The 11,829-nt window shown below is 46.5% G+C and carries 10 protein-coding genes and 1 pseudogene; 9 read left to right on the top strand and 2 right to left on the bottom strand.

The window, feature by feature from the left end; genetic code table 11:
* From L693_RS0117200 to L693_RS0117170, 7 genes and pseudogenes are all read left to right on the top strand, one after another.
* Positions 1 to 369 (top strand): annotated as a pseudogene (locus L693_RS0117200) (aldose 1-epimerase); the annotation flags it as partial.
* A gap of 193 nt (positions 370 to 562) precedes the next feature.
* Positions 563 to 1,273: a FadR/GntR family transcriptional regulator gene (locus tag L693_RS0117195; protein WP_025718574.1), complete on the top strand. Its 711-nt coding sequence runs from the start codon at positions 563 to 565 to the stop codon at positions 1,271 to 1,273.
* 99 nt (positions 1,274 to 1,372) lie between these two features.
* On the top strand, positions 1,373 to 2,917 hold the full coding sequence (locus L693_RS0117190) for a 2-isopropylmalate synthase (protein ID WP_025718571.1): 1,545 nt from the start codon (positions 1,373 to 1,375) through the stop codon (positions 2,915 to 2,917).
* A gap of 160 nt (positions 2,918 to 3,077) precedes the next feature.
* A complete protein-coding gene (gene fumC, locus L693_RS0117185; protein ID WP_025718569.1) occupies positions 3,078 to 4,466 on the top strand; it encodes a class II fumarate hydratase in 1,389 nt (462 codons plus the stop codon).
* Between the two features lie 196 nt (positions 4,467 to 4,662).
* Positions 4,663 to 6,129, top strand: coding sequence for a potassium/proton antiporter (locus L693_RS0117180; RefSeq protein ID WP_025718568.1), 1,467 nt, complete (start codon positions 4,663 to 4,665; stop codon positions 6,127 to 6,129).
* 237 nt (positions 6,130 to 6,366) lie between these two features.
* The gene (locus L693_RS0117175; RefSeq protein WP_025718566.1) at positions 6,367 to 7,491 is read left to right on the top strand and encodes a phosphodiester glycosidase family protein; all 1,125 of its coding nucleotides are present in this window, start codon (positions 6,367 to 6,369) and stop codon (positions 7,489 to 7,491) included.
* 33 nt (positions 7,492 to 7,524) lie between these two features.
* A complete protein-coding gene (locus L693_RS0117170) occupies positions 7,525 to 8,538 on the top strand; it encodes a stalk domain-containing protein (protein WP_025718564.1) in 1,014 nt (337 codons plus the stop codon).
* A 124-nt stretch (positions 8,539 to 8,662) separates the two neighbouring features.
* Here the strand turns inward: L693_RS0117170 and L693_RS0117165 are convergent, their stop codons facing one another.
* A complete protein-coding gene (locus L693_RS0117165; protein ID WP_025718562.1) occupies positions 8,663 to 9,202 on the bottom strand; it encodes a helix-turn-helix domain-containing protein in 540 nt (179 codons plus the stop codon).
* 270 nt (positions 9,203 to 9,472) lie between these two features.
* On the opposite strand from L693_RS0117165, the gene L693_RS0117160 reads away from it, so the two are divergent.
* Positions 9,473 to 9,886 (top strand): DoxX family protein, encoded by a 414-nt coding sequence (locus tag L693_RS0117160; protein WP_025718560.1) that lies wholly within the window; start codon positions 9,473 to 9,475, stop codon positions 9,884 to 9,886.
* 48 nt (positions 9,887 to 9,934) lie between these two features.
* Positions 9,935 to 10,801 (top strand): VOC family protein, encoded by an 867-nt coding sequence (locus tag L693_RS0117155; protein ID WP_025718559.1) that lies wholly within the window; start codon positions 9,935 to 9,937, stop codon positions 10,799 to 10,801.
* Between the two features lie 72 nt (positions 10,802 to 10,873).
* On the opposite strand, the gene glsA is transcribed toward L693_RS0117155, so the two are convergent.
* Positions 10,874 to 11,812 carry a glutaminase A gene (gene glsA, locus L693_RS0117150; protein ID WP_025718557.1) on the bottom strand — a complete coding sequence of 313 codons (939 nt, stop codon included), beginning with the start codon at positions 11,810 to 11,812 and terminating at the stop codon, positions 10,874 to 10,876.
* Positions 11,813 to 11,829 lie beyond the last annotated feature (17 nt).

The raw sequence follows: 11,829 nt of genomic DNA, 5'->3' as shown, positions 1-11,829 counted from the left end.
CGGCTGTTGGCCACCGGACAGTTCCAGCCATTATCCCCGGAAGAGGAACTGCTGAAGACAACTGGAGTTAGTCCTTACTTTGCCTCTATGGATAATCATTACACGGCAGCTCCACAAAATGGACGCAACTACATGGAGCTGACACACAGTAAGACAGGTGCTACCCTCGTATACGATGTAGGCACAGCCTATAAGCATTGGATGATCTGGAACAACAAAGCGAACAAGGAATTTATCTGTCCCGAACCGCAAATGAACATGATCAACGCACCGAATCGTCCGGACTTGCCTGCGGAAGACATCGGTTTAATTGCACTTGCGCCAGGCCATATCTTTGAAACAACCAGCCGTTTGTATTGTGTTACATAATAAATCGAAATCCTAGCATTATTGTACCGAAATAAGCCTGCATCGTGTCTAACGGTGTAGGCTTATTTGGGTGGACAAAAAGCTGAAGGTGGCGAGTCCGAATCCAGGGCAGTAACGTGGTGCAGAAGGAGATTGAATAACAGTTGCAAAATGAGAACTAGTCATAGTATGATACGAAACAGGAGATGATCAGATGAATCATGATATGGTGCCTTTCCAAGCCGTCAAACGCAAGCAAATTGCCGATGAAGTGGCTGAACAGTTGCAGCGAAAAATAGCTGCTGGTGAATGGAACGTGGGCACAAAGATTCCAACAGAGCCTGAGCTCATGAAGCTCTTTGGGGTCGGACGATCCACTGTGCGTGAAGCGGTTAGCGTTCTGGTACATGCCGGTCTGTTAGAGAAAAAGCAAGGACACGGAACTTTTGTTTGCCAACCGACAACCTCTCAAGAGCCATTGGATTACCGCCTAAGCCGAGCAGAAATCATCGAGGTGTATGAGGTACGGAGTGTGCTGGAGCTTGAGATTGCCAGATTGGCTGCCTTACGCCGTAATGATGAGGATTTACACTTGATGCGGGAGGCGCTGGATCGGCGTGCTGCGACATTGGCCGCTGGAGATATGAATGGGTATCTTGATGCGGATATCGCTTTTCACTTGGCTGTTGCCGGGGCTACACGCAATAAGGTGCTTACAGACGTATATCGCAGCTTTGTAGAGGCGATTCGGAAAGCGCTGAACAACCTCATTACCGATCCAGTAATGCAAAATCATTTTACATTGCAGCATGAGAAAATTTATGAAGCGATCCGGGATCGGGATGGTAAGGCTGCCGAACTGTATAGTATTCAACATTTGGACGGCACCAAGCTGGAGTTGCAGAAGCATATGGCTAGTTCATAATTTTTTTAAGTTTAAACATCTGATGATCGGATGAATATATGGCGATCTGCAAACCTGTTTTTGAGCATCTCCTAATACTAAAGCAAAGGTGGTAACTGTATGCGCAAAATATGGGTGTTGGACACAACGTTAAGAGATGGAGAACAATCACCGGGAGTCAGCCTGACCAGCTCGGAAAAGGTGGAAATTGCCCTTCAGCTTCAAAAGTTGGGTATAGATCGGATTGAGACCGGCTTTCCGGCTACCTCGCCTGGTGAGATATTCAGCATGCAGGAGATTGCCAAACAGGTTACCCAGGCCACACTGGTTGGTTTTGCACGCTCTAAAGAGCAGGATATTGATGCGGTAAGAGAGGCGCTGCGAGGAGCCGAGGATGCCTGTCTTCATTTGTTCCTGGCTACTTCACCTATTCACCGCCAGCATAAGCTGCGGATGGATAAGGAAAAAGTACTAGAGACCGCAGCCGCTGCCATTCGTTATGGACGCAAGTATTTCAGCAAGGTAGAATTTTCGGCGGAGGACGCCAGTCGTACCGAGCTGGACTTTATTTGTGAGGTCGTGAATATGGCAATTCGCGCTGGGGCGACAGTCGTCAATCTGCCGGATACGGTGGGATATGCCTCGCCTGACCAGTTCGGTGAAATGTTTAGAGTTGTAAAGCAACAAGTGCCCAGCATCGAGAAAATACAGCTCAGCACGCACTGTCATGATGATCTTGGCATGGCCACGGCCAACACACTGGCGGCTATTCGTAACGGTGTAGATCAATTTGAAGGTACCATCAATGGTATCGGTGAGCGAGCAGGGAATACACCGATCGAGGAGGTTGCATTGGCCCTCGATACGAGAACCGAGCTTTATAACGCACAGACGAGTCTGGTTCTGGAGGAACTGTATGCTCCCAGCCGATTGGTGAGCAAGCGAACGGGGATGTCAGTACCAGGGAACAAGGCCATCGTTGGAGCCAATGCTTTTGCACATGAATCCGGCATACACCAGGACGGAATGCTTAAGGAGCGCACAACGTATGAGATCGTATCCCCTGAGCGTATTGGCTTGAAGACGAGTAAGCTTGTGTTGGGCAAGCATTCCGGTCGACATGCGTTCAAGGAAAAGCTGGCGGACATGGGATTTGATAGTCTGACAGAGGAGCAGCTGCAGGAGGCGTTCCACAAATTCAAAGCCTTGACCGACAAGAAAAAGCAGGTGCTGGATGAGGATTTGCTTGTCCTGATGGACGAAAGCCGCAATGTTTCCCCTCAGATTTACACCCTGGACTCCATTCAAGTATCCTATGGCAATCAGTCTGTTCCGGTAGCCTCTATTCGATTGAGTAAACAGGATGGAACAGCCATTGATGAAGTCGCGATGGGTAACGGTTCCGTAGATGCGATTTTCAATGCTATAGATAAAGCAAGTGGTGAAGAGGTGGAATTGGAGGATTATTCAATCCAGTCCGTGACGTATGGCAAGGACGCACAGGGGGAAGTGCATGCCATCTTGAGACAAGGAGAGTACACAGCTCGAGGAAGAGGTACAAGTACAGATATTTTGGAAGCCAGCGCGAAAGCCTACATCGACGCACTGAACAAGCTGCTGGGCAGAAAAGAAGTTCGTGCCAAAGGCAATATTACCATTAGCTGACTTAAAGAGCAGGTTTGTAAGCAATATTCCTTTCCTCCTCTGACCTTATCGTAAAAAAGCGTTTGCAAAATATATGATAACATTTGAGATTTAATGTATAATAGGCAAAGAAGATCACCATATTTTGTCTGAATTTCATAGGCTAAGAGGAGGAAATGAGTTGAACTACCGCATCGAAAAGGATACGTTGGGCGAAATCAAGGTACCGTTAGACCGTCTGTGGGGAGCGCAAACACAGCGAAGCAAGGAAAATTTTCCGATTGGCTCGGAGAAAATGCCGCTAGAGGTTATTCAGGCGTTCGCGGTGCTTAAAAAGAGTGCGGCGATCAGCAACTATAAGCTGGGCAAGCTGTCACAGGAGAAGCAGAACGCCATTATTTATGCAGCGGATGAAATTCTCGCTGGACGGGTCGATGACCATTTCCCACTGGTTGTATGGCAGACAGGGAGCGGTACGCAGTCCAACATGAATGTGAATGAAGTGATTGCTCATCTGGGAAGCCAATGGCTGCAGGAGCAGGGGGAAGATGTAAAACTGCATCCTAATGACGATGTGAACATGTCACAAAGTTCAAACGATACGTTTCCTACGGCGCTTCATGTAGCCGGCGTTATTGCAGTTGAGGATCGCTTGTTGCCTGCCATTGACAAGCTGAAAGAAACCTTCCAACAGAAGTCAGAGCAATTTAAGGATATTATTAAAATCGGACGGACTCACCTGCAGGATGCCACGCCGCTTACACTGGGTCAGGAAATTAGCGGCTGGTATGCCATGCTGGACAAAAGCAAGCGAATCATCATAGACACGGTTCAATACATGAAGGAGCTGGCGATTGGTGGCACAGCTGTAGGTACAGGAATTAACGCTCATCCAGAGTTCGGTACCCGAACGTCTACCGAAATTTCCAACATTACTGGCAAGTCTTTTACTTCCGCACCGAACAAATTCCATGCACTCACCAGCCATGATGAAGTTGTAGCTGTACACGGAGCAATCAAAGCGCTCGCTGCCGATTTGATGAAAATCGCCAATGATGTCCGGTGGCTGGCAAGTGGTCCACGCAGTGGCTTGGGTGAAATTACGATCCCTGCTAACGAGCCGGGCAGCTCAATCATGCCAGGCAAGGTGAATCCGACCCAGAGCGAGGCGCTGACGATGGTCGTTACGCAGGTTATGGGTAATGATGCAGCGATCGGCTTTGCTGCGAGTCAGGGGAATTTTGAACTGAACGTGTTTAAGCCGGTTATTATTTATAATTTCCTGCAATCCGTGAATCTGCTAGCCGATTCAATTGTGGCCTTTAATGATAACTGTGCGGTCGGCATCGAGCCAGACCTCGCTAAAATTGAGCATAATTTGAACAATTCGCTGATGCTGGTGACGGCATTGAATCCATATATCGGATATGAGAATGCCGCTAAAATTGCCAAACTTGCGCATGCGGAAGGATTGTCACTTAAAGAAGCGGCTCTTCGTAGCGGCCTGCTGACCGAGGAACAATTTGACCAGTATGTCGTACCGGCTCATATGATTCACCCTAAAGCATAAAACGCGACTTTTATCGCAGCTAAGTCTACAAAAAACATATATCCAGCTCATGAAGTGCTAAATTAGCACAGACCGTGAGCTGGATTTTTAATTTTCAAATATTTTTTATCCCAGGATTAGTATTCAGCATGATTTGAGGGTATATAGATAGAAGGCGAAAAATGAACATCTATTTTTTCAAGATAGGAGAAGCCGTATGGAACAAACAACCGTTATTGATTTTATTGTGCTTTTGCTGTCCGGCTTATTGCTGGTCGGTGTACTGACTACCAAATTTTCCAGTCGTTTCGGTATGCCTGCGCTTGTTTTATTTATTGCCGTTGGCATGGTACTTAGTCAGTTTATTTATTTTGATAATGCCTTTATTACGCAGCTGGTGGGTATTCTCGCGCTCATTGTGATCCTGTTTGAAGGCGGGATGCAGACGAAGTTTGCAGATATTAAGCCGGTCATTCGACCTGCGTTGTCGTTATCCACGCTTGGGGTCATCATTACGACTGTAGTCATTGGTGTCTGCGCCAAGTTTATTTTAGGCGTAGGCTGGATGGAATCTATACTGTTTGGGGCTATTGTCGGATCGACGGATGCGGCGGCTGTGTTTTCCGTTTTGGGAGGGAAAAATATCAAGAAACGAATTACCTCTACGCTCGAAGCGGAGTCCGGCAGCAATGACCCGATGGCTGTATTTCTCACAGTTACATTAATTGAGCTGATACACCACCCTGAACAATCCATTTGGATACATATTTTATTGTTTTTATGGGAAATGGGTTTTGGTCTGGTCATTGGTTTTGCACTCGGTCGCTTAGGGGTATATGCGATTAATAAAATGAATTTTGACTCATCCGGATTGTATCCAGTGATGGCCTTGGCATTTGCAGTGCTAACGTATGCGGCGGCATCCTTGCTGGAGGCAAGCGGACTGCTGGCGGTATATGTCATGGCCATTGTGCTAGGCAACTCCGACTTGACCTACAAGCGGTCCATTATTCATTTTAACAATGGCTTCGCCTGGATGGTGCAGATTATGATGTTCGTCCTGCTCGGACTGCTGGTTTTCCCTGATCAGCTGCTGGGCATTGCGTGGCAAAGTTTGGCGCTTTCCTTTATCCTGATGCTCGTGGCTCGACCGATTGGCGTTTTTCTGAGCTTACTTTTCTCCAGATACTCCATGCGCGAAAAGACGTTGTTATCCTGGGCAGGACTACGGGGAGCAGTTCCTATTGTACTGGCCACCTATCCTTTACTGGACGAGATGGATGTAGGGCCCATGTTTTTTAATGTTGTATTTTTCGTCGTGCTGACCTCTGCGATTATTCAAGGTACGACCATTTCGTGGCTGGCTGTGAAGCTTGGCTTAATGGACCCTAACGAGACGCCGTCGCCTTCATTGCTGGAGCTGGTTTCTCTGGGGAAAACCACTTCGGAAATTAATCATATTCAGGTGCAAAAGGGAATGTCAATTGCGGGCAAAGCGATCCAGGATATGCAGCTGCCTAATGACATTTTATTCACCGCCATTATCCGGAACGAGCAAATTATTGCCCCGAGAGGTACGACTGTGATTGAGCCGGGGGATACATTATATGTGCTCAGCCCCAAACTCAAGCGACAGCAAATGAAAGAACTGTTTATGCTGCTTGAACCGGAGGCAGAACCGTAAAAAGGGGATATGCCAAGCGAATACGGACGTAGTTTAAATAAAGTAAATTGCGAAAACAGTCCTTCACATCTGTGTGGAGGGCTGTTTGTTGTGTTATTTTATAAGGTTGGGAATCTGTTAAAAAATTGACACTATCATTCTACAAAATTAGATTATTATATTGTCGTTAGATGTTGATGTATAATGGATAACAGTGAGTTTTTAAGATTGAAGTCACCATAACGGGAGAGATGTTGAATGAAACCGGAAGTTTTGCCACAGCGTGCAGCAACTCGCAGGCAGAAAAATAAAAAGAAGAAGAAACGAAAAGGTAGATTCGGTCGCTTTATACTGCGACTTTTTATAGTCTTCCTGCTAGCAGGAGTAGGGGGCACGGCTTGGTTATTTTTAACCCCCTCTGGCAAGGATATGCGCTATTTGGCCGCCGATACGCTGATTACTACTCAACATCGCCATTGGGCGAAATATTTTATCGGTGAAGAAGAGGCGCAAAAACGTGTGGCCGAATACTCGGCTCGTTTTGAGCAGATGGGTGAGGAGAGGGACAGACATACGATCAAGCTGCCTGATCTGAAACCGACCAAGTTGCAGCAAACGCCGCTGGTTGAAGTGGAAGAGGTGTCCGGTCGGAATTATCATGGCTATGTAATGACAGTGCATGACCCCACTAAAATCAGACTCGGAATTCCTGCCAAGGCTGGCAGGGGAGAACGAGTATCCAGCATGGTCGAGCGCTTAGGGGCTATTGCTGGCGTAAATGGCGGCGGCTTTGCCGATCCCAACTGGAACGGAAATGGCTTTAAACCGATCGGCGTTGTCATCTCCCAAGGACAGATATACTACAACGATATGGGGAAAAATGCTTCAGTCCAAATCGTAGGTATTGATAAGCAGGGAAAAATGATTGCCGGGCACTATTCACTATCTGAATTGTCCAAAATGAACGTGCAAGAAGCAGTCACCTTTCAGCCACGTTTAATCGTGAATGGTAGAGGTCTGATTCGCAATGCCAGTGAAGGATGGGGAATTGCTCCTCGCACTGCAATGGGGCAAAGAGCAGACGGCGCGATTCTTTTCGTGACCATTGACGGGCGTCAGCCGGGTTACAGCATCGGCGCTAATTTGTACGATATGCAAAATATTCTACTTAAACACGGAGCGGTTATTGGTGCTAATCTGGATGGTGGATCCTCAACCGTGCTCGTTAAAGATCATGCCATAGTCAATAAACCTTCTTCTGAATATGGCGAGCGGTATTTGCCGACAGCGTTTCTCGTATTTGAGCATCCAGAGACCGTCAGTATTCCGAACGTTTGGGCAGGTCTGAATCCTGGAGACATTGACGCAGCCAAAAAGAGATAGATCCGAAACACAAGAAATGAACGGAGAATGATGATGAAGCTAAAACGAGGAAGATTTCAACGATTGCTTGCCGCCTTGTTTATGTTATCTCTACTTCTTACGGCTATGCAACAAGGAATTGTCGAAGCTGCCGGACAGGGAGACACTGTAACTCCATCAACCCAATCGACGCAGGTAACAAATGTTGTCGTCAATGGGCAGCCATTAAACGCAAAGACAAAACCCATGTTGATCAACGGAAAGCTGATGGTTCCACTTAAACCTTTTGCCGAAGCTGTGGGTGCGACTTATCAGTGGGATGTCAAAAAGAAGCTGGTTACGCTTAAAAAGTGGGCAGAACCCGTGCAGCTTAAGGAACGGTCACGTAAGAATGAGCAGCGACTCACCTATGAAGTGTCAGGTAAAGAAGTGTATATCCCACTGCGGGATGTGTCGGTTGATTTGGGTTATACATTGGAGAAGACAAACACACAGATACAGGTACAGCCGCCGATCCATGGTGCAATAAAAAAACAAATATATGAGGGGGATCTGGTGACAGCGCGTGATGCGTTCATCCGTTTAAGGGGATATTCTGTACATCCTTATATCGAAGCTCATTTTCCCAACACCGAGCTCCTGTCTAGTGTCTATATGTTTCCTCAAGGTGAAGCATTGCGTTATTTTACAGTGAATGGGGATGTGCTGAGTCTGGTTGAAGTGAAGGACGGTTTTCCGCTTGTCACCTATCAAGGGTATGTAGGAGCCCCCTTTGGCAAAGAATTTACGATGGAATACGATCCGCTGGAGCTTTTTTTAAAAAATAAAGCCAAAAATCAGTGGGGAGCTTATCCGAAATTAAATAAGCCGCTGGTCTATGAGTTTACTACAGGATGGGGAGACAGCAGCACCACTTATTACGGGCGTATTACAATAGATCATAAAGAAGAATTGCTGGGTACTGCGGGTGATCCGGTAACTGGGCTCCCAGCTGATACCAAGCAGATCATGAAAACCTTCAAGCTGCCATGGGAATCACGGACGGATGCCCAACAGGCGCTGGAATAAGTTAAGAGTCGCACTGATAGATGGAAAAATACAAAAAGCGTGTATCGTTGAAGTTAACATAACTTCCCGGTACGCGCTTTTTTGATGAAATGGGTGATGATATTCCGTTGTTTTCAGGCTTTGATTAAGCGTCATTTTCTGCTTCGAGAAACACGGAGATGAGAACGCGAGCGCTGCTTTCTCCCACGTTTTTGACATAATGGGGAATGGCTGCTCTCCAACTAAAGGAATCTCCTGCTTCGAGGGTAGCTGAATCCTCACCTTGCTCTACATACACCGTGCCCTCTAATATATAATGAATTTCATCTCCGGCATGAGCATGCTCTTCTTCTGTCGATGAACCTGGTGGCATGTCCACCAGCATCATTTTAACGTTACCCTGGCCACCTAAATGGTCGACCTGAAGGTTGTTTTTACCATACACTGTTTTACGACGCTCGTCCTTGCGAATCACCTGCATCCGCTCTTCATCCTTAAGAAGCAGAAAAGCGAGGGGGACCTTGAGCGCATTAGCGATGCTGTCCAGTGTAGCGATGGAAGGAGAGGTTTTATTGTTTTCCACCTGGCTCATAAACCCTTGAGATAATCCGGTTCTTTCACATATTTGCTGAATGGATAAATTTTTACGTTTACGTGCTGCCCTTATGTTGCATCCTATACCCATAGAGCATTCCTCCTTTAGAAAAATATAATGTATACTAATTTAATATTCATCATACCAAATATTTTGTTGACAGACTATAGTTGTTATGATAAATTCACATTACAAAATAATTATTCCTATTACTAATAATTTGTCTTTGTGAGTACTTATATAAGTTACAGCTTAGAACGATATCATTTTATTTTTTTAGTCAAATTATTAGTAATATAAAATAATTATTAATATGTGCTCATACAGGTACGATAATATATTCAGAATGGAGAGATAGACATGAGTTCAGCAAGCAGAAATATTTCTACAATTATGAGGGTGGCGCTAGGGATTTTGTTTTTGGCACACGGAATTGCTAAATTCCAAATGGGCTTGGATAATGTGGCAGGCTGGTTTTCCAGCATTGGCGTTCCAGGATTTTTAGGTTATGTTGTTGCGGTGATTGAATTGGTCGGCGGGATTGCATTAATCCTTGGAGTGCTTACCCGTTATGTAGCCGGAATTTTTGTTATTGTATTGATCGGCGCGATTCTCACAGCCAAATTGTCCGGCGGGTTGATGGGGAATGGTCAAGGTGCTGGCTATGAGCTGGATATTGCTTTTATTTTGGTAGCTCTTCATCTGGTGTTTGCACCGACGACCCGCTTGTCTGTGGATTCTTTATTCAGCCGTCGTACGTCAACAGAACAATAATGTTTGATTAGCCAAGTCGTCCAATCCATGTAGAAAGAGGGAAATCCCATGACAGCACATCTTCCTGACAATACTAAAATCGGGCAGGTTTCATTAAAGGTTAGTAACTTGGAGCGCTCGATTCAATTTTATACTGAGGTGATTGGTTTCCAACTGCTGCGTGAAACGGCGAATACTGCTGAATTGACTGTCGACGGAAAGCATACGCTGCTGACCCTAAAATATATTGAAAATGCAGTTATTCTTCCGCGCCAATCCACAGCCGGACTATACCACTTTGCTATTCTTCTACCGAACCGTGTGGCTCTAGGGCTGTCCTTACGTAATCTGCTGGCTCATGAGATTGAAATCGGACAGGGAGACCATGATGTAAGTGAAGCACTATATATCCATGACCCTGATAATAACGGGATTGAAATCTATGCAGATCGTCCTCGCGAGCAGTGGAAAAAAGATACCAATGGATTTTATATTATGGGTACAGATCCTGTGGATGCCGAAGACTTGGTAGCAATTTCTCAGAACTTACCTTGGCAGGGGCTAACGCAGGGAACGGTCATCGGACACGTTCACTTCCATGTGTCTAATTTGCTCAAAGCGCAGCAATTTTATTGCGATGTGCTTGGCTTTGACATTACGTCCCGATATGGTTCCTCGGCAATGTTCATCTCCGCAGGAGGCTACCACCATCACATGGGCTTGAATATATGGGCAGGGGAAGGAGCACCTCCAGCTCCCGAGAACGCAGCAGGCTTGGATTTTTTTGAATTGATTGTGCCGGATCAGAGGGAATTGGATGCCGTTGTCGCTCGTTTGACAGCAGCAGGCTATGGAGTGCAGGAACTCAATGGAGCCAAGTATGTAGCTGACCCGTTCCGTATTCAAATTAAACTGGCTAACGGCCAAACCTCGTAACATAACAGGAATGCAGGCAGAAAAGGGTATTCTCATAAGCCATTAGGCTGGGAATACCCTTTTTTTTGTATACTAGAACAAGCTCCAATCCAAATCCCGAGACATGGTCTCCAGCAAATGTACACCTGCTGTACTGTTGCCCATACGGTTCAGGGAAGGTCCAACCAATCCAATGCCGTATCGTCCAGGCACCATCGTCATAATTCCGCCGGATACACCGCTTTTGGCAGGCAGTCCAACCTGAATGGCGAACTCTCCTGAAGCGTCATACATACCGCATGTCGTCATAAATGTTTTGGCAATCTGCACATAACGGCGGGGGACCAGAGGTACGCCCGTAACCGGATCACGGCCGTTGTAGGCCAGAACGAGTCCCATGCGTGCCAAATCCGTACAGTTCATTTTTACAGCACAATGTCTGAAATAAACCTCCAGCACGTCCTCGACATGACCTCTCAGAATCCCTTTTTCCATCAGAAAATAAGCAAGGGAACGGTTCAGATGACCTGTGGCAGATTCCGAATCGTAGACATCCTGGTCATATTCCAGCGTGTCATTACTGGCAAGCAGTCGGAAGAATTGTAGAACGCGGGCAAACCTTTCTTCGGGGCTATTTCCGCGAATCAGAGAGGAGACGGCGATGGCTCCAGCGTTAATAAGCGGATTAAATGGAATACCTGGCTCGACCAGTTCCAGCTTCAACATGGAATTAAAACGATCGCCCGTAGGCTCCATACCCACCTTGGAAAAGACAACGTCTTCTCCATTATCCATCAGGGCCAGAATGAGCGTAAATACTTTTGAGATGCTTTGCATTGTAAATTGGAGTTCCGTGTCCCCGGCTACCACGGTCTCACCCGCACCGTTCATGACAACAACACCCAGCGCTTCAGCCGGTGCTTTGGATAATTCGGGTATATACGCCGCTACCTTGCCATGAATATACTCGTGACGGCTTTGTTCCACCCATTCCGGCAGTTTGGTTTGTAGTCTCTGCCACTCCGATGTCATTTCTTTTCCTCCAGTCG

This window comes from Paenibacillus sp. 1-18 (assembly GCF_000520755.1).
Classification (GTDB): domain Bacteria; phylum Bacillota; class Bacilli; order Paenibacillales; family Paenibacillaceae; genus Paenibacillus; species Paenibacillus brasilensis.
This window is presented reverse-complemented; position numbering and strand designations above follow the sequence as displayed.